This window comes from Paenibacillus phoenicis, assembly GCF_034718895.1.
GTDB classification, from domain to species: Bacteria; Bacillota; Bacilli; order Paenibacillales; family Paenibacillaceae; genus Fontibacillus; species Fontibacillus phoenicis.
The window spans coordinates 1,061,182-1,083,682 of record NZ_JAYERP010000001.1 but is presented as its reverse complement, the minus strand read 5'-3'; the positions used below and the strand labels follow the sequence as shown (position 1 = coordinate 1,083,682).

Annotated in this window: 22 protein-coding genes; 6 read left to right on the top strand and 16 right to left on the bottom strand. The window is 52.6% G+C overall.

Translation table 11 applies throughout. From position 1 onward, the window contains the following. Positions 1–58: 58 nt before the first annotated feature. Entirely contained in the window at positions 59–571 is a 513-nt protein-coding gene (locus U9M73_RS05095; RefSeq protein WP_009223107.1) for a MogA/MoaB family molybdenum cofactor biosynthesis protein, read from the top strand. A 155-nt stretch (positions 572–726) separates the two neighbouring features. On the opposite strand, the gene U9M73_RS05090 is transcribed toward U9M73_RS05095, so the two are convergent. From U9M73_RS05090 to U9M73_RS05075, 4 genes are all read right to left on the bottom strand, one after another. Then, positions 727–1,266 carry a hypothetical protein gene (locus tag U9M73_RS05090; protein ID WP_009223106.1) on the bottom strand — a complete coding sequence of 180 codons (540 nt, stop codon included), beginning with the start codon at positions 1,264–1,266 and terminating at the stop codon, positions 727–729. Positions 1,267–1,358: 92 nt separating this feature from the next. Continuing rightward, positions 1,359–2,357: an acrylyl-CoA reductase family protein gene (locus U9M73_RS05085; protein ID WP_009223105.1), complete on the bottom strand. Its 999-nt coding sequence runs from the start codon at positions 2,355–2,357 to the stop codon at positions 1,359–1,361. Between the two features lie 116 nt (positions 2,358–2,473). Beyond that, on the bottom strand, positions 2,474–4,780 hold the full coding sequence (locus U9M73_RS05080) for a thiamine pyrophosphate-dependent enzyme (protein ID WP_260070600.1): 2,307 nt from the start codon (positions 4,778–4,780) through the stop codon (positions 2,474–2,476). A gap of 26 nt (positions 4,781–4,806) precedes the next feature. Further along, positions 4,807–5,814 carry a 2-oxoacid:acceptor oxidoreductase family protein gene (locus U9M73_RS05075; protein WP_009223103.1) on the bottom strand — a complete coding sequence of 336 codons (1,008 nt, stop codon included), beginning with the start codon at positions 5,812–5,814 and terminating at the stop codon, positions 4,807–4,809. A 219-nt stretch (positions 5,815–6,033) separates the two neighbouring features. Between U9M73_RS05075 and U9M73_RS05070 the strand changes: the two genes are divergently transcribed. Then, positions 6,034–6,936, top strand: a complete 903-nt coding sequence (locus tag U9M73_RS05070) for an SDR family oxidoreductase (protein WP_009223102.1) — start codon at positions 6,034–6,036, stop codon at positions 6,934–6,936. Between the two features lie 72 nt (positions 6,937–7,008). Here the strand turns inward: U9M73_RS05070 and U9M73_RS05065 are convergent, their stop codons facing one another. Continuing rightward, on the bottom strand, positions 7,009–8,505 hold the full coding sequence (locus tag U9M73_RS05065; RefSeq protein ID WP_397376599.1) for an MDR family MFS transporter: 1,497 nt from the start codon (positions 8,503–8,505) through the stop codon (positions 7,009–7,011). 227 nt (positions 8,506–8,732) lie between these two features. Between U9M73_RS05065 and U9M73_RS05060 the strand changes: the two genes are divergently transcribed. Then, entirely contained in the window at positions 8,733–9,338 is a 606-nt protein-coding gene (locus U9M73_RS05060; RefSeq protein WP_009223100.1) for a TetR/AcrR family transcriptional regulator, read from the top strand. A 140-nt stretch (positions 9,339–9,478) separates the two neighbouring features. Here U9M73_RS05060 and U9M73_RS05055 read toward each other — a convergent pair whose 3' ends face one another. The 7 genes from U9M73_RS05055 to U9M73_RS05025 all read right to left on the bottom strand — a co-directional run bounded on the left by U9M73_RS05055 (position 9,479) and on the right by U9M73_RS05025 (position 15,341). Beyond that, positions 9,479–10,933 carry a nicotinate phosphoribosyltransferase gene (locus U9M73_RS05055; RefSeq protein WP_323076476.1) on the bottom strand — a complete coding sequence of 485 codons (1,455 nt, stop codon included), beginning with the start codon at positions 10,931–10,933 and terminating at the stop codon, positions 9,479–9,481. 7 nt (positions 10,934–10,940) lie between these two features. Beyond that, positions 10,941–11,489 (bottom strand): cysteine hydrolase family protein, encoded by a 549-nt coding sequence (locus U9M73_RS05050; RefSeq protein ID WP_016312363.1) that lies wholly within the window; start codon positions 11,487–11,489, stop codon positions 10,941–10,943. A 62-nt stretch (positions 11,490–11,551) separates the two neighbouring features. Continuing rightward, entirely contained in the window at positions 11,552–12,325 is a 774-nt protein-coding gene (locus U9M73_RS05045; RefSeq protein ID WP_028539115.1) for an NUDIX domain-containing protein, read from the bottom strand. Between the two features lie 92 nt (positions 12,326–12,417). Then, positions 12,418–12,813, bottom strand: coding sequence for a PaaI family thioesterase (locus U9M73_RS05040; RefSeq protein WP_028539116.1), 396 nt, complete (start codon positions 12,811–12,813; stop codon positions 12,418–12,420). Between the two features lie 122 nt (positions 12,814–12,935). After that, positions 12,936–13,409: a YlbF/YmcA family competence regulator gene (locus U9M73_RS05035; protein ID WP_050769660.1), complete on the bottom strand. Its 474-nt coding sequence runs from the start codon at positions 13,407–13,409 to the stop codon at positions 12,936–12,938. Beyond that, complete coding sequence (gene miaB, locus U9M73_RS05030; RefSeq protein ID WP_260070597.1) at positions 13,409–14,959, bottom strand: tRNA (N6-isopentenyl adenosine(37)-C2)-methylthiotransferase MiaB; 1,551 nt, start codon at positions 14,957–14,959, stop codon at positions 13,409–13,411. The genes U9M73_RS05035 and miaB overlap by 1 nt, the downstream gene beginning before the upstream one ends. A 175-nt stretch (positions 14,960–15,134) precedes the next feature. Further along, on the bottom strand, positions 15,135–15,341 hold the full coding sequence (locus tag U9M73_RS05025; RefSeq protein ID WP_009223093.1) for a DUF1657 domain-containing protein: 207 nt from the start codon (positions 15,339–15,341) through the stop codon (positions 15,135–15,137). Between the two features lie 173 nt (positions 15,342–15,514). Between U9M73_RS05025 and U9M73_RS05020 the strand changes: the two genes are divergently transcribed. The 3 genes from U9M73_RS05020 to spoVAD are packed head-to-tail and all read left to right on the top strand — an operon-like array spanning position 15,515 to position 17,882. Then, positions 15,515–16,375, top strand: coding sequence for a DUF421 domain-containing protein (locus U9M73_RS05020; RefSeq protein ID WP_009223092.1), 861 nt, complete (start codon positions 15,515–15,517; stop codon positions 16,373–16,375). A 12-nt stretch (positions 16,376–16,387) separates the two neighbouring features. Further along, entirely contained in the window at positions 16,388–16,876 is a 489-nt protein-coding gene (spoVAC, locus tag U9M73_RS05015) for a stage V sporulation protein AC (protein ID WP_260070596.1), read from the top strand. A gap of 1 nt (position 16,877) precedes the next feature. Then, on the top strand, positions 16,878–17,882 hold the full coding sequence (gene spoVAD / locus U9M73_RS05010) for a stage V sporulation protein AD (RefSeq protein WP_260070595.1): 1,005 nt from the start codon (positions 16,878–16,880) through the stop codon (positions 17,880–17,882). A gap of 82 nt (positions 17,883–17,964) precedes the next feature. On the opposite strand, the gene pduL is transcribed toward spoVAD, so the two are convergent. The 4 genes from pduL to U9M73_RS04990 form a co-directional block, all read right to left on the bottom strand. Beyond that, entirely contained in the window at positions 17,965–18,537 is a 573-nt protein-coding gene (gene pduL, locus U9M73_RS05005; RefSeq protein WP_009223089.1) for a phosphate propanoyltransferase, read from the bottom strand. A gap of 120 nt (positions 18,538–18,657) precedes the next feature. Beyond that, positions 18,658–19,524, bottom strand: a complete 867-nt coding sequence (locus tag U9M73_RS05000; RefSeq protein ID WP_009223088.1) for a 2-oxoacid:ferredoxin oxidoreductase subunit beta — start codon at positions 19,522–19,524, stop codon at positions 18,658–18,660. Continuing rightward, a complete protein-coding gene (locus tag U9M73_RS04995) occupies positions 19,511–21,286 on the bottom strand; it encodes a 2-oxoacid:acceptor oxidoreductase subunit alpha (RefSeq protein WP_323076473.1) in 1,776 nt (591 codons plus the stop codon). Before U9M73_RS04995 ends, U9M73_RS05000 begins: the two co-directional genes overlap by 14 nt. Positions 21,287–21,515: 229 nt before the next feature. After that, positions 21,516–22,469, bottom strand: a complete 954-nt coding sequence (locus tag U9M73_RS04990) for a dipeptidase (RefSeq protein WP_323076471.1) — start codon at positions 22,467–22,469, stop codon at positions 21,516–21,518. Between the last annotated feature and the right edge of the window lie 32 nt (positions 22,470–22,501).

Sequence of the window (22,501 nt, the reverse complement as noted above, 5' to 3'; positions counted from 1 at the left end):
TCAAGCCCGTCAAACATGGTACAATGGAATTAACCTCCAAGGAAAGGAAGCGAACACGATGAGATCCGTCGATGAACACCGGATGGAAGCGCCGGATGAAGTATCTTGTTTCGTCATTACTGTCTCCGATACACGGACCGAAGAAAACGATACCAGCGGCCGGTTGATCCAAGAGCTGCTTCGGCAGCACGGGTATCACGTTGCCCGCTATATGATCGTTAAGGACGATTATAACGGCATCCGCCAGCTGCTGCGGGAAGCGGCTTCGGACAATACGATCGAAGCGGTTCTGCTAAGCGGCGGCACTGGCATTGCGCCGCGGGATACGACGTTTGAGGCGGTGCGCAGCCTTCTGAACAAAGAGATGCCGGGGTTTGGGGAAATTTTCCGTTACCTCAGCTTTACGGAAGATATCGGCTCGGCCGCCATCCTCAGCCGCGCGATCGCCGGAACGATCGGCAATACGGCGGTTTTCTCCATGCCCGGTTCGCAGGGCGCAGTCAAGCTGGCGATGGAACGGATTATCCTTCCAGAGCTGCGTCACGTCATGCGAGAAATCTATAAGAAGTAGAAATCGGATAGGAGGCTACCCATTAATTGAGTAGCCTGTAGCGGACTTTCACCGCCTAGTTATCGCCCATGCCGGGCGCACATGCAAAAAACCAACCGCTCTCCTTCCTTAAACGAAGGCAGCGGTTGGTTTTGTATTGGGAAACGCTTTGCCATTTACTTCGATGTATTATTCATTTGGTTCAGCAGTTTACCAAATACCGCCTGCATCTCTTCCCGGTATTGACTGTCCTTCTGCGCGCTGGACGAATAAACCAAGGCGGCGTTGCCCTTCACCGAGATGACGGCAGCCTGACTGGAAGCCGACTGCGCTGAGATCGCCTGCTTGCCGTCCCCGGTTCCATAAATCTCGGAAATTTCGCGAATCCGTTCTTGCTCGCTGGGAAATACATGTACGATAATAAAATGCCGCGCATCCCCGTTAATAAAATAACTGTAGCTAATATTCCCGTCCAGCCCTTCGGCATAGGTTTCATGGGTCAGTTTAATCCCGCGCTTCGCGCATTCCGCTTTCAAAGATTGCAACAGCGCCGTATTAAGCGTCTTCCCTGTCGTTAATTGGCGTTCGTTTCCTTGCCGATAGCTTTGCATGCTATACTTGCTCATTTCTTCCTTGGCGACCCGTTGCACATTACCGCACCCTACGGTTAAAGAGAGCGCCAAGGCCATTCCCAATCCTGCCTTCCACCATCTCATTGGTATCCCATCCTTTACCCTAAGCTAAGCCAGCTTCGGCCGATGGTGTTAGGTTGTCTCAAGATCCCCCAATTTATACCATGAGTTCCGTTTCAGTTGATGAAGGAAATGACCTGGCGTCCGATGGCTTCCCCGGCCAGTACGGTACGAAGCGCCTCCGGGAGCTTCTCCAGCGGATACTCGGTGATGCCAGAGGCCAGCACCGGCTCCGGCTTCCACGGTCCGGCCAGAAGCTGCCAAAGCTCGCGCCGCAGCGGCTCCGGACAAAATACGGAATCGATCCCCAGCAAATTCACACCGCGTAAAATAAAGGGATACACGTTCGTTTCGATCCCGCTGCCGCCGGTTAACCCCGACAAGGCGATCGAGCCGCCATAACGAACCGATTTCAGCAGATCGGCCGTCATAGCCCCCCCCACCGGGTCAACGATGGCCGCCCAGCGCTCTTTGCCAAGGGCGCCTTTGGCTCCCGAAGCCGCCTCCTCACGGGAGAGGACCTCGGCGGCGCCGAAGGCCGCCAGCTTCTCCCGCGCCTGCGGCTTGCCCGTGACCGCGGTGACAGTAACCCCAAGCCGGCTGAGGATCGCCACGGCCATGCTGCCCACGCCGCCGGTGGCGCCGAGGACGAGCACCGGCCCTTGTCCGGGCGCCAGCCCGTTATCGAGCAGGCGCCGGACCGACAACGCTGCCGTAAACCCGGCCGTTCCGATTGCCATTGCTTCGCGGAACGAAAGGCCTTCCGGCAGCGTCACCAGCCAGTCGCCCGGGACACGGGCGACTTCAGCAAACCCGCCCGCGTGCGTCACGCCAAGCCCGTAACCGGTGCACAGCACCCGGTCCCCGGGCTTCAGCCGCGGATCGCGGGAGGCGATTACCTCCCCGGCCAGATCAATGCCGGGGATAAATGGATAGGTTTTAACGATTTTTCCCTCTGGTATGCTTGCCAATCCGTCTTTATAGTTGACGCTGGAATAATGCACCTTGACGGTCACATCGGCGTCAGGAAGCGCCGAGAAGTCTACCTGCTCGACCCCTGACCGAAACCCGGACTCGTCCTGGTGTACGCGAAATGCACGAAAGGATGGGTTCATCCTCTCACTCTCCTTCCATTCGGGATGTAAGCTTCCGAATAACGCTTTGATCATAAAAGAAGCTGCACATTGCCGCTTCCCCTAATATCGTGTTTTGTCCACTTTCTGGCCTGTTTTTAGAGATAAGGATGTTCGTGTTTAGCCAGAAGGATTTTCCAACGCCGTTCTACCTCTTGTTCGAACTCCGCAAGAGCCTCAGCGTTCTCCGGCTTCGTCAAATGACGGGTCTTGCCCATCGTCTTCAGCCAATCCGCCAGCGGAATGCGGTTGCCCTTCTCCTCCGGATTGTACGTGATTGTGGTTTGACCATGCTCCACCTCGTACAGCGGGAAGAAGCAGGAGTTAACGGCAGCGTCGATGATATTCGTGCCCTGATCGTCCGGCGAAATCCAGTTGAGCGGGCAGGCTGTTAATATTTTACCATAAACCAGTCCTTCATTTTGCGCGTACCATTGGGCTTTGGCTGCTTTCTTCACCAAATCCTGCGGGTAAGCCTCGCTGCCGGTAAACACGTAAGGAATGTTGGTGGCCGCCATGATTTGCGGCGTGTCTTTGTGCTGGAACGTTTTGCCTTGCTGCGCTTTGCCGATGTTCGACGTAGAGGTACGGTGGCCAAGCGGGGTCGAATACGACAGCTGTGCCCCGGTATTCATATATCCTTCGTTATCATACTCGATGATGATCATTTTATGACCGCGCAGCGCCGCTCCGATCGCCGGCCCCATGCCGATGTCCATGCCTCCGTCGCCGGTAACCATCACGAACGTAAAATCGTCCTTCAGGCCAAGCTCGTCGAGCTCACCGCGGCGTTTTCTTTCCCAGAACATTTCGACGACACCGGACAAAGTGGCCGCTCCGTTCTGGAACAGGTTATGGATGTACGTCGCTTTATGGGACGAATACGGATACCCAGTCGTGACGACCATCGCGCAGCCCGTATGGAACAGGGCCACGATGTCGCCTTCGATCCCTTTAAAGAACAGCTCTAGACCGGAGAAAATCCCGCAGCCCGGACAGGCCCCATGCCCCGGTGCAATCCGCTTTGGCTTCTTCGTTAATGCGCGAAGCGGCGGAATGCGCACGCCAAGCTTGCCGGTTTCTTCATTCTTCGTGACCGTGATCAGGCCGGTCTTCAGGTCCTCAAACTTCAGCGGATTCAGCACCCGCTTAGGCGCTTTCTCCGGATCCCCCGGGGTATGTCCATAGTAATCAAACGGCACTTCTACCCGGCCTGTTTTCGCCGCTTCGATCGCCAATTGGAAGAAGTGATGCCCGTCCTCGGCATAAAACTCCTTGCCCCCCAGACCGTATATCCGGCTGATGACCTTCGTTGTATGATTTCCATGCGTGAACAGCGCAGCTTTAATCTCATTAACCATATTACCGCCATAAGCGCCATAGGAATCACCGCGGTCGCCGACCGTGATCGCTTTCACGTTCTTCAGCGCTTCGGCAATTTGTCTTTGCGGGAAGGGCCGAATCATATTTGGTGCGATCGAGCCGGCTTTGATGCCTTGGCGGCGCAAATCATCCACGACGTCTTTAATAATTTCAGATGCCGAGTTCATGAGGAAAACCGCCACCTCTGCGTCTTCCATCCGGTACAGATCCAGCATTTTGTACTCGCGTCCGGTCAATTCCGCATATTCGCCGGCAATCCGTTCAAAGACGCGTTCCGCGTTATACATCGCTACGGACTGCTGATAGCAGTTATTGATGTAATCCGGCTCGTTCATGTACGGCCCGACGGTAATCGGGTTGTTGCGATCCAGCGTATGCGGGAAGCCGCCCGGCGGGCGTTCACCAACGAATTTCAAAACGTCCTCACGGTTTGCGAAGGTATGCACGCGCCGCTTTTGGTGGGACGTAAAGTATCCGTCGGACGCGACAAGCACCGGCAGCCTTACCTCCGGATCCTCAGCCAGCTTGATCGCGATCAGGTTCATATCGTATACCGCTTGCGGATCTCGGCACATCAGGATCGGCCAACCGGTGTTTAGCGCAAAATAAAGGTCCGAATGGTCGCCGTGAATATCCAGCGGTCCGGAAATGGAACGACAAACCAAGTTCATGACCATAGGGAAACGCGTGCCGGACTGCACCGGCATTTGCTCCAGCATGTACAAGTAACCTTGAGCACTGGTCGCGTTAAATACCCGACCGCCGGCGGTTGAAGCGCCGTAGCAGATACCGGCTGAGCTATGTTCGCCGTCCGATGGAATCAGCTTGATGTCATGCTGTCCGTTTGCTTTCATCAAATCGAGAAATTGCGCTACCTCGGTGGAAGGGGAAATCGGAAAGTACCCCATAATATGATAATTGATCTGGCTGGCCGCATAAGCTGCCATTTCATTTCCTGACTCATAAACCACGCGCTGCTCAACCGTGCCGGAGCGGCGTTCTTTCTCCAAATCGATCGCCATGATGAACATACCACCTTTCCTGCGTATTAGCGTATCGCCAAATCAAACAGATGCGGTACGCGATGCGCCTCCGCATACCCTTCTTCCTCCCGCTCCCCGGACAAGGCGTCCGTTGGACATGCGTGGATACATTTTAAACAACCTTTACAATATTGATAGTCGATGCCTTTTAGGAACATTTGCGGTCGGCCCTTCTTATCGGGGCGTTCCTCCCATACGAAGCAATTATCCGGGCAGACGTTGTCGCATTGGGCGCAGTGAATACAAGACTCTTCCTTGAAATGCGGCATCATCCCAGAACGGGAAATACTAAGGTCCTTCAGGATGCTGTTGCCCGGATTGATAATCAACCCGCCGATCGGCTGTGTTTCATAACCAAGCACCGGCGTATCAGCACGAACGAAGGCCGGCATGCTTACACCTTCCGGCAAAGCAAACGTTTCAAAGACAACTTCATGATAACCCCGTTCGAACGTCGCAATAGCTGGGGCTACGGTTTGCGGATATTTCTTCTCCAGCGATTTGCGGATGACGTCTTTCATCGTTTCAGGATCGAGGAATGGGCACAACCGGAATAAGGCACCCAACATCGCCATGTTCACCCGGTTTTTCTCTTCGAGCGCAATGCCGGTGGCATCGATCACCGCGATCGTGCCGCCGATCAGCTTCATTTTCTCCTTAAGCTCCTGCGGAGTTTTGCGCGAATTCACCAATACGGTGCTGTCCTCGTAAATGCCGCTGATCACGTTCACTGTCTTGGCGAGCGCCTCATGAAAGATCCCCACAATATGCGGGCGTTCTACTGGCGACGTATCGCGAATCGGCGTACTCAGATCGCAGAAGCGGATATGCGCCTTGACCGGGGATCCTTTTTTCTCCGAGCCATAAGAAGAAAAGCTGACCCCATTCAATCCGGCTCCCTCAACCCCGGCTTCGGCCAGCATTTTCCCTGCCAAGTTCGCACCCAGCCCACCAATGGATTCCAAACGGATTTCAAAAAATCCCAGCTCGTTTAATTTCGGTAATTGTACCACGCGCTTGACTCCCTTCTTCGCAAATGCGAGCTCTTCACGACGTAAATAAGTGCTAAACATGACATCAAACGATATCTTTCTTAATTTTAAAATTTATCATAGATGCGATGTGACTTATGTAACAAATGTCATATAGACATTCTTGTCTAGGCGGATACACCACCCCGCCCAGGAATGAATAGGATAGCGGTAAAACAACTTCAGGAGGAACCTCAAAGGATGATACCCAAGTACCCTTATTACAGCTCGAAAACGGTCTGCCAAGAACAACCAATTACCTTCCCGCCGCAACATCAACCAAGACAACCCGGCTTAGAAACCCTGATGGTTCCGCCCCCGATCTCCGAAAACCCCGCTTACGTCGGCAGCGGCAAGTTGAAGGATAAGGTCGCAATTCTGACCGGCGGTGACAGCGGCATCGGGAGGGCTACGGCGATTGCTTTTGCCAAAGAAGGCGCAGACTTAGCCATCGTTTATCTGGATGAGCACGAAGATGCCCAGGCAACCAAACGGCGCGTTGAGGAACTGGGACGACGGTGCCTGCTCATTCCCGGCGACTTGCGCCAAGAGGCTTTCTGCCATGCAGTGATTCATCATACCCTGCATCATTTGGGGAAAGTCGATATCCTGGTGATCAATCAGGCGGTTCAATTTCCTCAGCAGCAAGGGATCGAAGCGATTTCGACCGAACAGCTGTACCAAACCTTTGCCACCAACATCTTCCCTCATTTCTACTTGACCAAGGCCGCGCTTCCCTATTTGCGACCCGGTAGTACCATTATTAGCACCGCCTCGATCACCGCATACGCCGGCGCTCCGCTGCTGATTGATTATTCCTCTACCAAAGGCGCTGTCGTTTCCTTTACCCGCTCCCTGGCGCTGTCGCTCGTTCATCGAGGCATTCGTGTCAATGCCGTGGCGCCGGGACCGATCTGGACCCCGTTGATTCCATCCAGCTATTCTGCGGAATACGTGTCTACGTTTGGCCTGGAAACTCCGATGAAGCGAGCCGGGCAGCCGTTTGAATTGGCACCGGTCTTCGTATTCCTGGCTTCCGACGATTCCAGCTATGTGACCGGGCAAACGATCCATGTCAACGGCGGCGCCATGGTTACGAGTTAACCTTCGGGGAGAACGACAAAAGCACCCTTTCCAAAAAGAAAGAGTGCTTTTTCGCATGTTTGCTTCAATATATTAATGCCCCGCCATCAGACTTGGGTCTGGTTGCGTTCCTTCGGCTGCTGAATTCTTGCCTGCTTCGGTTTGCTTCTTTGGCTTAGATAAGAATAAAGTCAGCAGGAAGCCAGCAGCGGCAATGCACGAAGCCAGGAAATAGGTATCCCCAAAGCCGGATGCGGCCGCCTCCAGCGGATTTCCGCCTTGTGCTGCCTCCTTCATATGGCTGCTGATTTGGGAAGTCAGATAGCCGGTTAAGCCGGCTACCGCGAAGGAGACGATAACTTGCTGCGCCGCCGTCATTAGCGGGGTAACCCGAGCCACCAAATGGCGCGGCGCGGAGTTTAGAATATGCGTGTTCAGCGGCATCATCGTCAGACCCATCCCGCCGCCGAGCAAACCAAGCGGCACCAACACCATCGCCAGCGGCGTTTCCGCTGTAATTCGCGACAGCAGGAACAAGGCCGTCGATACGATACCAAGGCCGATAAAGGCCAGCGGCCGCGCACCAACCCGGTCAAACAAGCGCCCGCTGATCGGCATGAAGAACGCCGACATCAATGCTTGAGGCAGCAAGTAAATCCCGGTTTCCAACGCGTTGTAGCCTCTGACTTGCTGCAGGTATAACGGAGTCAGAATCATCGAACCAAACAACGCCGCTTGGGCAATCCAGACCAAGATGATCCCCCGGGTGAAATGAGACGAACGGAACACACGCAGCTCAAGCAGCGGTTGTTGATGTCTTATTTCAACGAAGATGTACAGAAGTAAGGCAAGTCCTCCTACGCTAAGACCCGTAATTGTCGTCGCTGAGGTCCAGCTGGTTCCCCCTTCACTCACGCCGTAGGTCAGCATCGCAAAAGCGATCGGAGCCAGGATCATCCCCAGCTTATCCAACTGTGGCGCCTCCCGTCGACTGGACTTCGGCAAGAACCGCAGCCCGATCAGAAACGCCACAATCCCAATTGGCAGATTGATCAGAAAAATCCAGTGCCAGCTGACGTTCTCCACCAGCCAACCGGATAGTACCGGACCTAGCGCAGGCGCCAGCAACATAGGTACACCCAGCGCCCCCATCACGGCTCCGCGCTTCTCAGGTGGTGCCAGCTTAAACACCATCGCAAACCCGATCGGCGATACCATCCCGCCGCCCAGACCTTGAATGATGCGATAGATGATCAACTGCTCCGGCGTCTGCGCTACGGCACACAACACCGAACCAATCGTAAACAACGCGATCGTCATCAAGAAAATGCGTTTCTCCCCAAATTTATCGGTCATCCATCCCGCTAGCGGAATGACGGCAGATAAAGCCAGCGTATACCCTGTGATCGTCCATTGCACCGTCTTTAAATCGGTTGCGAAGAAGTCGACCAGCTTAGGTACGGCCACGTTAACCACCGTGCTGTCCAAAATGACCATAATCATCCCAACGATGACCGCCATCAGCGGTGCGATAATCGACCGGATGGAAAATTCTTTGCTTTCGATCGAACTCTCCACAGTATTCGGCATCCTCTCACTCAGCTTTCTTTCTAAATTTAAACACCGTTTAAAACAATGTTTAAAACAAATTTAAATGGATGCCGCCGTTTTGTCAAGGCATTTGTCATCGGTGGCTTCTGCAAGATCTGGTTCGCTCTTCCTTCCCCGCTGCGCCTTATTCTTGACACCTGGAGTGAGAGCGTATTATGGTAGTTTCTATACGGGCAGTAGATTGGATGGCATAAAGGAGCGAAACTATGAGCAATTGCGCCGAGGGGCCGACAACCAAACAGAATATTCTACAGGCTACGTTGGAGCTCATTAAAACCGAAGGGGCCGATCAAGTCACCTTGCGCAAGATCACGGCTGCGGCCAATGTCAATTTAGCTCTAGTGAATTACTACTTTGGCTCGAAGGACAACTTGATTAACGAAGCGCTGAAACTGCTGCTGACAACGTTTCAGGAGAATTTCTCCGTCTTGGACGATACTTCGCTACCCCCTAAAGATCGATTAAAGGCATTTCTTCTCCAATACGTGGATTCAGTACTGCAATACCCCGGTTTGTTGCATGAAGTCTTAGGCAAAGGACGAATTACTTTTGAATCCCGGCAGGACTTCACCGGTTTTATGAAAACGACCGGATTCAGCAAGATTACTGGCGTGCTGGAGGAGATTACCGGCGAGACCAATCCGGATATTCTTTTTATTATGATGATGCAAATCAATGCAGCCGTCCTCTTCCCGCTCGTCTTGGCAAGGCAGATTAAGCAACTGGAGAACCGTCCGGGCAAAGAAATCGTTGAGCGGCAAATCGATATTTTGTTTGATCACTACTTCGCGAAATATGAGTCGTGTCGTTAACTTGTCGAAATCAGCCTTCTATCCGCCGATTTATAGCGCTTTTTGCGCTTTCCCGAGAAATAATTTCCCACGCAAATAAAGACCGCTTCGCCGCCGATTGGCGAGAAGCGATCTTTCTGTCTTAAGGGGGTTAGAAGAAGTTAATCCTCATGCTGCCCCATATATTCTTCGATCATCTTTTGCTTTAACTCCCAGGCTTCCTGGCTTAAGCTGATGCGGTAAATTTCCGGGTTCAGCTTGCGGAGATATTCTGGCCAGAATAAATTTAACTGCTCGCGGTGGTACTCACGAATTTCATCCAGCGTTGGCAGCTTGTACACGAGCTGACCATCCACAAAGATCGGCTGCAGCATGCACACCGCTTCATAGTTTTTGACTGACTTTTTGATATAAGGATGTACCGGATCAAACAATCGGAGTTTGCCGCCCGTCCGCGCTTGCTGTTCATGCGGAAAACAGATGTAATCGGCAATCGCTTTGCCGCTGTCTTTGCTGACAATGCGCAATACGTCTTTTCTGCCGGGGGTTGTGACTTTTTCCGGATTACCGGAGATCTTGATCGTGGGCACCATCTGACCGTCCTTCTCCCGTTCAACCAGCTTGTAGACGCCTCCGAGAGCCGGTTGGTCCGCTGCTGTAATCAACTGAGTCCCTACGCCCCAAATATCGATCTTCGCACCTTGTGCCTTCAGGTTAAAAATCGTATTCTCGTCCAAGTCGTTTGACGCGACGATTTTGACATAAGGTAAGCCAGCGTCGTCCAGCATTTTGCGGGCTTGAATCGACAGATAAGCTAAATCGCCGCTGTCCAAGCGGATGCTAGCCAGCCGCTTGCCTGCGGCTTCCAGCATTTTGCCGGTGCGGATCGCATGCGGAACGCCGCTTTTGAGCGTATCATACGTATCGACCAGCAGGGAAACCTGATCCGGCAGCGCTTTGGCATACAACTCAAACGCTTCCTGCTCCGAGTCGAAGATTTGCACCCACGAGTGGGCATGCGTTCCTCGGGTCGGAATGCCAAAGATCTCACCAGCGAGCAAGTTGGACGTCCCATCAAACCCGGCCAAATAAGCAGCCCGAGCCCCCCAGATGGCCGCATCTGCTTCTTGTGCCCGGCGGGTGCCGAACTCCAGCAGCACGTCGTTCTCGGCGACCCGTTTCACCCGTGAAGCTTTGGTGGCGATCAAGGTCTGGAAATTCATAAAGTTTAGCAACGCCGTCTCAATCAGCTGTGTTTCCATAATTGTGCCTTCAACGCGGATCAACGGCTCGTTCGGGAAGCAAAGCGCCCCTTCGGCCATCGACAGCAGCGTGCCTTTAAATTCAAAGTTACGCAGCAATTCCAGAAATTCCGGCTTATAGTTCTCTTCTTGTTTGTCCAAATACGCTAAATCCTCTTCCGTAAACCGCAGCTGCCGGATATAGTCCACGATCCGCTCCAAGCCTGCAAACACCGCATACCCGTTGCCAAACGGCAGCTTGCGGAAGTAGGCCTCAAATACGGTCCTCCGCAAATGCGTTCCGTTCATCCAATGCGCATAGATCATGTTGATCTGATATTTATCGGTATGCAGTGCTAAACCCGTGGTTGGCATCGCCTGTTCATCCTCTCTGGCTGTTCGTTACGTTTGCTCCTAAACTGGTGCGGAAATGCCCCAGCGCCCAGGTATGTCCCTCCGGGTTAAAGCTGGCTACCGCATCTTCGTATACTGTAATTGCAAATCCCTTGTTATAAGCATCCACCGCCGTATGCAGCACGCAAATATCCGTGCACACGCCGATCAGATGCACCTCCGTAATACCGCGTTCCCGGAGCTTCAGCTCCAGGTCCGTTCCACAAAACGCGCTGTATCTCGTCTTATCCATCCAATAGATGCGGTCCTGGTTCTTCGCATAAACCTCAGACAACCGCCCGTACAACGCACGGCCTTCCGTATCCCTCAGATTGTGGGGAGGAAACAGCTTCGTTTCCGGATGCAGGTGGTCTTCCCGCTCGTGCAGATCTACGGCCATCACGACAAAATCCCCTTGCTTCACAAAGGATTCCGTTATCCGGCAAATCGCCGGTTCAATATCGATGGCCGGCTGGCCCACCGGAAGGTTACCGTCCACGAAATCCTTCGTATAATCGATGACGATCAGAGCTTTCATGATTTCACTCTCCCTTCACACATTCCATTTGCCGCAACTAATATTTCATTATGTAAAATATCTTAAGTGTAAATCGAAAGCCGCGGGGTGTAACCAGTAAATCGGTACAATTGAGCCGGCCGTTGCGAATATTGGTTAGACAACATCGGCTTGCCATTCTCGTCACGCACTTCTTCCAGTATCCCCTGACGACTGCGCGTCGATGTAATTTTGCGGATAAAATTTAGCTCTTCAAAGTCTGGAACGACCGTTTGAATCACCTGATACAATTCGCCGAGAGTGAAATGCGGCGGCAAAAATTGCTTCGCAATCGTCGTATGCAGCATCTGCTGCTGAATCCGTTTATAAGCGTCTTGCAAAATCTCGCGGTGGTCGAAAGCGAGCTGCAGATCCTCTAAGGCTTCTCGAACGGTAAACAGACCAACCTCTTGGGCATCATCCGCCGATTGCCGTTTCTCCAGCACCCATTCCTCTACTAACGCGAAAAAAGCGTGGGAGATAATCCAGCCGCGCGGGTCCCGCCCCGGCTTGCTGTAGACCCCCAAATATTCAAGATGTGAGCCGTCGACACCGGTTTCTTCCTTCAGCTCGCGACGCGCGGTTTCGTACAGCGATTCATCCTCCTGCGAGAAACCGCCCGGCAACGCCCAGGCCCCGGCGAACGGCCAGCTCCGCCGACGGATCAGCATGACCTTCAGATCAAAGCGCGGCAGCGATTTGGTCGATGCTTTTCGTTCCTGCCTCGTCAACGTAAACATGACGATGTCGGCCGGGATTCCGTCCGGCGTGCGATATTTTTTAACCTCATTAACTACCTGCTTTTGTTCTTCGTTCATCACGTATCACCACATCGTCTAGGATAACGCCGGCCGATTGAAGTCCGGCACTTACGAATTCAAGCGATCTAACCCGAAAGACGGCCCCCTGCTCACTTCGGCAAGCGGAACGTTGCCGTCGATATGCATCCGAGGGTTCCTTCTTCGTTACGAACCTCGGAGCGGAGCGTCATCGTCCGATGGGTCTCATGGATTGGCATCGCCGACACCACCAGTTCCCCTGTTCGCATGGGGCTGAGAAAATTGACATTCAAATGGGTGGTTACCCCAAGCTTCCCTTTAATCGTTGCTACCAGCGTGCCCATCGCTTGATCCATCATGGACGACAGCACGCCCCCATGGACGATGCCCATGGAATTGAGGTGGGAAGCCCCCGCTGTAAGTCCCAACTTTACCAGGGATTTGTCGGCAGAAATGAGGCGCAGTCCCAGCAGACCCCAGAACGATTGCTCATCCCGCCGCAGCACTTCTTCGCTCCAATCATCCATCTCGGTGTCCCCCCTATCCTTGCTTCTCTTTATATTATAGTATTCCGATGCGACGTTGCTTCAATCATTACAGACAAGATGAAAAAAAGCGGAGGGGTTGCCTCCGCACCAACTGCCTCGCATTACTCTCCGTATCCGGATGAAACAGCCGGCTCGCTGCCCGACTCGACGTTCACTTTGCTGGCTACCGTATCGCGGATGACAGAAACGACGAGCTGGAGCAGATAATTGATATCGCTTTGGCTCTGCTGGAACTCCGTAACGAGCGGAATCTGATCGAGTTCGTCCTGCAGCTCCTCGATTTCACGTTCGATCTTCTGCACCATAGCTTGGTTCTGGAACGTTTCAAATGCGACGATTTCCTTCTGTTTCTTCTTAATTGCACTGATCAACGCCTGCACGCGGTCATGCTTCTGGATCAGCTTCTCCGCCTTCTGAAATTGCTGAACCTCTTCACTGGTACCGATCAGTTCAGCCAGCTCTTTGGCCTTCTTCATAATATCCTCGCGGATGACCAGGTCCCGCGAATCATACTTCGGAATTCCGCAATCGGTTTGATCTTTGTGCTGTTCCACTGTCAATAACCTCCCCTGCATTACGCCAATTTGGCGGTTTGCTCTACGAGCTTGCCTTTGATGTACCAAGTCATCGGATCGGTAATCTCCACCTGGACAAACGTTCCGATCAATTCCGTTCCGCCCTCAAAATGGACAAGCTTGTTGGTGCGTGTACGTCCGGATAACATATGGGCGTTGTTTTTGCTCTGGCCTTCGACCAGCACCTCAACGATCTGTCCGCGCAACGCTTCGTTACTGTTGCGGCTGAATTCGTTAATGGTATCGTTTAACTTCGTCAGCCGCGCTTTCTTCACTTCCATCGGGACGTTGTCTTCCATGACGGCAGCCGGCGTGCCTTCCCGTGGCGAGTAGATAAATGTATACGCCGAATCGTACCCTACCTCGCGTACGAGGGACAGCGTTTCCTCGAACTGCTCCTCGGTTTCACCCGGGAATCCAACGATAATGTCCGTGGTGAGGACGACGTTTGGAATTTTCGCCTTGATTTTACGCACCAGTTCAAGGTAATGTTCACGGGTATATTTGCGGCTCATCTTCTTCAGCACTTCGCTGCTGCCCGATTGAACTGGCAGATGAATGTGCTCCACCAGATTTCCGCCTTTGGCCAGAACATCGATCAGCGCATCGTCAAAATCGCGTGGATGCGATGTCGTAAACCGAACGCGCGGAATATCGATTTGACGGATATCGTCCATCAGATTCGCAAACGTATAGTTGATATCGGTAAAGTCCTTACCGTAGGCGTTGACATTTTGCCCCAGCAGCGTAATCTCTTTATAGCCCTGACGCGCCAGCTCACGAACTTCGGCAATGACGTCCTCCGGACGGCGGCTGCGCTCCTTGCCCCGCGTAAACGGCACGATGCAATACGTACAGAACTTGTCGCACCCGTACATGATGTTCACCCATGCCCGCATGCCTTCGCGCTTCTTCGGCAGGTTCTCGATGATGTCGCCTTCCTTGGACCAGACCTCAACCACCATCTCTTTGCTGAACAAAGCTTCTTGAATGAGATATGGCAAACGGTGAATGTTGTGCGTCCCGAAGATCATATCCACAAAACTGTGCTTCTGCAGGATCCGCTTCACGACACCTTCCTCCTGCGACATACAGCCGCAAACGCCCAGCAGCAGATCCGGCTTCTCCGTCTTGAGACTCTTCAGGTGACCCAGCTCACCAAACACCTTATCCTCTGCGTTCTCCCGAATCGCGCAAGTATTCAGCAAGATAATGTCCGCCACTTTGCGGTCCTCGGTCGCACGGTAGCCCATCTGCTCCAGCAAACCTTTGATCGTTTCGGTGTCATGCTCGTTCATCTGGCAGCCAAACGTATAGACGATATAATGCTTGCCAACGCCAATCCCCTTCAGTTCTTCGGGAACGGCATTTTCATACAGCACCTTCACGTCTTCTTTCCCGCGTTGTTTCTCTTTGCGTTGGTTCGGCTCGGACAAAATTTGAATATCCCGGCCACGGATTCGGATTTTCTTCCCTCGCTCATCCTCCGAAATGACCCGGGCGTCCGAGAAGTCAAAGTATTTGGCGTAATCTTTCGTTTCCTTAGCCATGTGCCCGTTCACTCCTTTACCTGATCTATCTTCGTTCCATATGGGCATCGTTATCATTCATAAAAATGCATTACACTAAATTATAACATGGCCAGGCTTCGATATCCAGATAAACGCCGTATACGTGGAAACGCAAATAGACCCGTTCGAATGAACGGGTCCTTTCTAATCACAGTTAGAATCCCTTGTATTGAGGTTCTTCGCTTTCCAGCTGCGCTACGCGGCTTTCCACTTGCGTTACGATTTGCTGCGTTTGTTGCGCGCATTGCGTAAACAGATCCTTCGCTTGCTGGTTTTGCGTGCTTAACGCGAATTGCTCCAGGCTCGCTTGCGCGCTTTTTAACGAAGCTAAGGCCGTTTTGACTTGAGATGCTACTGTCACAATTTCACCACCTTTGTTTTGGCATGTTGCTTATGAACAATGCATAATTTCACCTGCTCGAAATTGATTCATACGCCCTGTTCCCCTTCCACATATTACCTTAGTAAATTTACGCATCCCCGCGCATAATTGGGATATCTCGCCTTGGATTGTCTACGAAAGGAGTATTCCCCATGCCAATGTGGTTGGAAGTTATCGTCCGAACGTTGGTGGCCGTCGTCGTGTTATTTGTGCTCACCCGGCTGCTCGGAAAGAGGCAAATTTCACAGCTTTCCTTCTTTGAATACATCACCGGGATTACGATTGGGAGTATTACCGCCTACATCTCCCTGGATATTAATACAGACTGGTATCTCGGGCTAATTGCCGTTACCGTCTGGTTTCTCGTATCGCTTGGCATCGAATTTTTGCAGCTCAAAAGCAAGAAAGCACGGGATATGATCGACAGCAGCAGCACCGTGCTGATCAAGGATGGCAAGATTCTGGAGGAGAATCTGAAGAAGGAAAAGCTGACCAACGAAGAGCTCATGGAACAGCTGCGGAAGAAAAGCATTTTCAAAGTGGCCGAAGTCGAGTTTGCGGTCATGGAGCCCGATGGACAAATCAACGCGATGCTGAAGAACGAATATCAGCCGATTACGCCGGCTCACTTGGGGATCAAGGTTGCTCCCCAGCCGGAGCCGCAAACCGTCATTATCGACGGAAAAATTATGGACGAGCCGCTCGCTACACTGGGACTCAACCGGAAGTGGCTGAATACCGAGCTTGAGAAGCTGGGCGTTTCCCTGGATAACGTCAATTTAGGGCAGGTTGATGCGTACGGCCAGCTTTATGTCGATTTGTACGACGACCAGATCACCGTGCCGCAGCCTCAAGAAAAACCCGTCTTGCTGGCCCAGTTGAAGAAGTGCGAAGCCGATCTGGAGATGTTCGCTCTCTCGACGGACGAGGAAGAAGCCAAGAAACTGTACGGCGATTGTTCGGTGAAGCTGCAGAAGGTCATCGATCAAGTCAAACCGTTATTAATCCAATAGGAGGATGGGAGCATGGCCAAGAAAAAAAACAAGCAGTTGACTCCTACGCAGCAGCAGTATCAACGGCTGGCAAATGCCCATGAACCAAAGCGCCCGGTGGCTGTCAATTGTCTGAGAGCCTTTTTGGTCGGCGGATTGATATGCCTGCTTGGAGAATGTATCCGACAGGCCTTTATCCATTTTGCTCATATGAGCGAAAAAGAAGCCGCCAACCCGACGGTCGCCATTCTCGTGATCTTGTCCGTGCTGCTCACGAGCTTTGGCGTCTATGACAAAATTGCACAGTGGTCCGGGGCAGGCACCGCCGTCCCCGTCACCGGCTTTGCCAACTCGATGGCCTCGACGGCGATCGAGCACCGGCCGGAAGGCCTGGTGCTGGGTGTGAGCGCAGGAATGTTCCAATTAGCCGGACCCGTCATTGTGTTTGGAACGGTGGCCGCTTTTATCATAGGGGTGATTTACGCGGTGTTTATCCCGGGGTATGCCGGAGGTGGGCACTGAGATGCTGAAAGGCCATCAAAGCTGGGTATTTGAAAATAAACCCAAAATCATTAGCACCGCTACCGTTGTGGGTCCCTTTGAAGGCCAAGGACCGCTCGCTGAAGATTTTGATATTATCCATGCCGACCTCTATATCGGCCAAGACAGCTGGGAAAAAGCCGAAAAGACGCTGCTCGAAGAATCAGCGCAGCTGGCGATTAAACATGCTGGGTTAACCAAGGAACAGATTCAGTTCTATTTCGGCGGCGATTTGATGAATCAGATCATCAGCAACAGCTTCGCCGCACGGACGTTAAGCATTCCGTATATCGGCATGTTTGGCGCTTGCTCGACCTCGATGCAGACGCTGGCGATGGCCGCCTACGTTGTCAATTCGGGAGGCGCGAAATATGCCATAGCCGGAACCTGCAGTCATAACGCCAGTGTGGAGAAGCAATTCCGCTACCCGACGGAATACGGATCGCAGAAGCCGCCTACCGCCCAGTTTACGGTCACCGGGTCAGGCTCTGTCGTGTTATCCCCTGAAGGGGACGGTCCTTCGGTGACGTCAGCTACCATGGGCAAAGTCATCGATATGGGCATCACCGACCCATTTAATATGGGCGCTGCAATGGCACCGGCAGCCGTCGATACGATCCAGGCCCACTTCCGCGACTTAGAGATCGAGCCGTCTTACTATGACCTGATCGTCACCGGGGACTTGTCCAAAGTCGGATATGCCATCGCGAACGATTTGTTCGTCCGGCACAATTTCCCCATCAAGCAGACGACCTACATGGACTGCGGCATGATGATTTACGACTACGAGAAGCAACAAGTTCAAGCCGGCGCCAGCGGATGCGCCTGCTCCGCCGTCGTCACCTACGGTCATCTTCTGAACCGGATGAAACGCGGGGAATTAAAACGAATCCTCGTCGTGGCCACCGGGGCGTTGCTCTCTCCGCTCTCCTACCAGCAAGGCGAAAGCATCCCCTGCATCGCCCACGCGGTGTCCATCGAAGCTTAAGCTGTTCACACCAAAAAGGGCTTGCCCCACGGCATTTACAGCCGCTGGGCAAGCCCTTTGCTTTTTTTTCAAGTGTAACCGATTAGTCGATGATTTCTGCCGTGTCGCCTGTTTTCGCACCGGCAGCGTTCGCTTCGTCCGTATCGATATGCATATCGAGGGCAAAGTTGTCAGATACGCGCGCAATGACGTTCTCCAACACCAAACCACGTTCTCCGCTCAAACGAACTTTCAGCAGTTGCTTGTCTTTAATGCCCCATTTCTCAGCATCGGAAGTATGGAAGTGAATATGGCGAGCAGCGACGATCACGCCTTGCTCCAATTCGATTTCGCCGGCAGGGCCTTTCACCTTGATGCCAGGCGTGCCTTCAATGTTGCCCGATTCGCGCACCGGAGCTTTAACCCCAAGCGCAAAGGAATCCGTACGGGAAATTTCCAGTTGGGACGCCGGACGGGCTGGACCCAAAATGCGAACTTTATCGAACTGTCCTTTTGGTCCGATGACTGCCACTTGTTCGTTCGCAGCAAATTGTCCCGGTTGGGACAGCGGTTTGAATTCCGTTAATTGATAGCCTTGTCCAAACAAAATTTCAATGTGCTCCTGCGTCAAATGGATATGACGCGCGGATACGCCGACAGGTACAGTTTTGCTCATGTCTACAAACACTCCTCGTATATTCTCTATATCGATGACGATTCACATCGCTACTCATTATACACCTAATGGCGAAAAAAAGGAAAAGGCGTCCACCAGAAATGGACACCTTTCACCTGATTATTTGAATTCTGCAACAAGATTGTCAAACTCGCTTTCAGAAAGTGCCAGCGATTGATGGACCAGCGGCTCTTTCTTAAAGCCGTGAACCAGATCTTCGTAGCATTTCTTCTCTTTGTTCTGATAGATCAATCCGGTGATCATGCCGTTTGTCTCCATCAGCTTCGCCATGGCCATCGCCCGGTTGCTTGGATCATAATCTGGAACGGTCTCGAGATTGATGATGTTCTCTTTGAACCAATCGTACGTATTTACCTTGTTAAAGGTGACGCACGGGCTAAACACGTTGATCAAGGAGAAGCCTTCATGCTGGATGCCTTGCTCGATCAAAGAAGTCAGCTGCTTCAGATCGCTGGAGAACGATTGAGCCACGAAGGTGGCACCGGACGCCAGAGCGATTTCGAGCGGAGACAAAGTCGATTCTACCGAGCCTTCCGGCGTACTCTTCGTCTTAAAGCCTTCACCGCTGCGCGGGGAGGTTTGCCCTTTGGTCAACCCGTAAATTTGGTTGTCCATGACAATGTAAGTGATGTTGATGTTTCGGCGAATTGCGTGTACCGTGTGCCCCATCCCAATCGCGAAGCCGTCGCCGTCGCCGCCTGAAGCGATGACGGTCAGGTCGCGGTTGGCCAGCTTTACACCTTGGGCGATCGGCAGCGCACGGCCGTGAATCCCGTGCAATCCGTAAGCGTTGATATATCCGGAGATCCGTCCGGAGCAGCCGATCCCGGAAATCACGGCAAGTTGCTCTGGCTCAAGACCCACATTCGCTGCAGCGCGTTGGATTGCGGCTTGAATGGAGAAATCGCCGCAGCCCGGACACCAGTTAGGTTTAACGTTGTTACGGAAATCTTTAAACGTTGCCATTTTTCACCAACTCCTCCTGCGCTTTCTTCCCGGCTGCCTTCTTGCACTCTTCGTAGACTTCCGAAGGAAGGAACGGATTGCCGTTATATTTCAGGACATTCACGATTTTGTCGTGGTAACCTACGTTTTGTTTAATCAGGTTAGCCAACTGGCCTGTTGCGTTGTTCTCTAGGACAACCACTTTCTTCGCCTTCTCAATTTGCGGTAGTACTTGCTCCGTGGGGAACGGATGCAGCAAGCGCACCGTCATGTGGTTCGTCTTCAAGCCGTCCTCCGACAGACGGATGCGGGCTTGATCAATCGTACCCCCCGTGGAGCCCATGCCGATGATCAGCAGATCCGGTTCAGTATGCGGGGCTTGCAGGTGAATCGGATTCGTGACTTCCAATTGGGCCAGCTTCCGCAACCGCTTATCCATCATTTTCTTCCGGTTCACCGGACTTTCCGACGGACGGCCGGATTCGTCGTGTTCAACCCCAGTCACATGGTGAATGCCGTTCTTCTCGCCCGGCAGCACCCGCGGGGAGATCCCGTTTTCCGTAAAGGCGTAGCGGTTGAACATGCTTGAATCCTCACGGTCCGGAATATCCTTCACAAGGTAACCGCGATCGATCGTGACTTTGTTGAAATCGAGCATTTCGCAGGACTGCTTCCCGAGGGATAACTGCAAGTCCGTAGCCACGATAACAGGCACTTGATATTTATCAGCCAGGTTGAAGGCCTCTACCGTATCGTAGAAGCACTCTTCGATCGAACTCGGCGCGATCACGATCTTTGGAATTTCCCCATGGGTACCGTAGATGAGTGCGTTGATATCGCTTTGCTCCTGCTTCGTCGGCAGACCTGTACTTGGGCCGCCCCGTTGCGTATCGATGATCACGACCGGCGTTTCGGTCATGCCAGCCAGTCCGATTGCTTCCATCATCAGGGACAAGCCGGGTCCCGCCGACGCAGTCATCGAACGGACGCCCGCATAACTCGAACCAATCGCCATCGTAATAGCTGCAATTTCGTCTTCCGTCTGAATAACCGTACCGCCAAATTTCGGCAATTTCTTAATTAAATATTCCATAATTTCAGAAGCAGGGGTAATCGGGTAAGCACTCATGATTCGGCAACCTGCCGCAACGGCCCCCAGCCCAATCGCTTCGTTACCGATCATAAACAGCTTCTGCTTGCCATCCGCCGGCTCGAGTCTAAACTCCTCCAGAGGTCCTCCAGCAAGCTCAAGCACGAAATCCGCGCCCCGTTTAACTGCTTCGATATTTTTCTCAACAATCGCAGGTCCTTTGCGGCCGAACTCTTCTTCCACCGCTTTGTTAAATACCTCAAGCGGAAGACCGAGCAGCGCCCACGATGCACCGGAAGCAACCATGTTCTTCATCAGCGAAGTTCCAAGCTCTTCGGCAATGCTCGTAATCGGCACCGGGAACAAACGGGCATCCACGCCCTCCGGTACGGTCGGGTTAAACTTAGCGTCCGCTACAATAACCCCGCCGCCGCGCAGTTCATGTGCATTCAAATCGATACTTTCTTGGTCAAAAGCGACTAAAATGTCCAAGTCGTCGGAAATCGCACGAATTGGCTTGGTACTGATCCGGATTTTGTTATTCGTATGACCGCCTTTGATACGGGAGGAGAAATGCCGATACCCGTACAAATAATATCCCAGCCGGTTCAAAGCCGTCGAAAAAATCCGGTCTGTACTTTCAACGCCCTCTCCCTGCTGTCCACCGATCTTCCAAGACAATTGACTAATCAAGATCGCCCACCCCTTTAATCGTATCGCAATGGAAAAATAGAAATAATAATAAAAGTTGTAGAATGCTAACGTGCAAGAGGTCACATTCCGGCCTATTGTTTGTGAACATTCTGTTTCAGAGTCATGTCAATTTTATGTCTCAACTTGGTAAAAAGCAAGCGTTTTCTAGCCTTTTTTCATATAGTAGTTTTCGATCAATTCGTTCTCACAATTGGATGAATTAAAGCGCTTACTTGTGGGAAGGCAACCAAGCCCGCAGGAATGCGGCTGCATTGTCGTACAACCATCCGCGAACAAGCTCTTCCGGGTAGTACTTCAGCAAAGTTTCCTGCCAATTTGTGTAATGTCCCGCATGCCGGAAATCGGTCAAATGGGTGTCGATCCCGTCGAAGTCGGATCCGAACATCAGGTTCTTCGCTCCACCCAATGAACATATCCGCTCGATATGCGGCAGCAAATCTTTGCTGGATGCATTTTTCCCCTCTTTGACGAACCAAGGCACAAAGGTCACTCCAATTCGCCCGCCTAACTTAACGATCGCCTGGATCTGGTCGTCACGAAGGTTCCGTGCATGCGGGCAGATCTGATAGGCGTTGGAATGGGAGGCGATAAACGGCTTGCCGGCAGCCTCCGCGAGCTCCTGCAGCTCCCAAAATCCTTTGATCGACAAATGTGAGACATCCAAAATGATGCCGAGCTCATGGCATAACTTGACCAGCTCCAACCCAGCCGGGGTAAATCCGCCGTTTCGCGGCTCCATGACCCCGTCAGCGGCCCAGTTGGCATAATTCCAGGTTAACCCGAGTAACCGCACGCCTTTCTCATAACAAACACGGACATACTGCAGGTTCCCCTCAAGCCCGTCCGCTCCTTCCAGCGATAACAGCCCTCCGATGACCTCTCCTTGCTCCAGGGTATGTAAATCCTCGACAGACTGCACAGGGAGCACGCCTAGCGGGAGAACCCGTTCCCGAAACAAATCGATTTGTCCGAGGATATGTTCCATTTTCGCTGGCCCCAACTCGTTGGACAGAAATATGGCGAACGTTTGCAGCTTCACCCCGCCTTCCTCCAATCGGCGAAGATTGACGTCCAACCGGCGGTCACGGGCAAAGTCCAGCTTCGGGTCCAACTGCAATTTGCTTAACACATCACAATGAAAATCGATAATCGGCAGGCTCATGATTTTTCCTCCTCGGTTACCATTATTTTAGC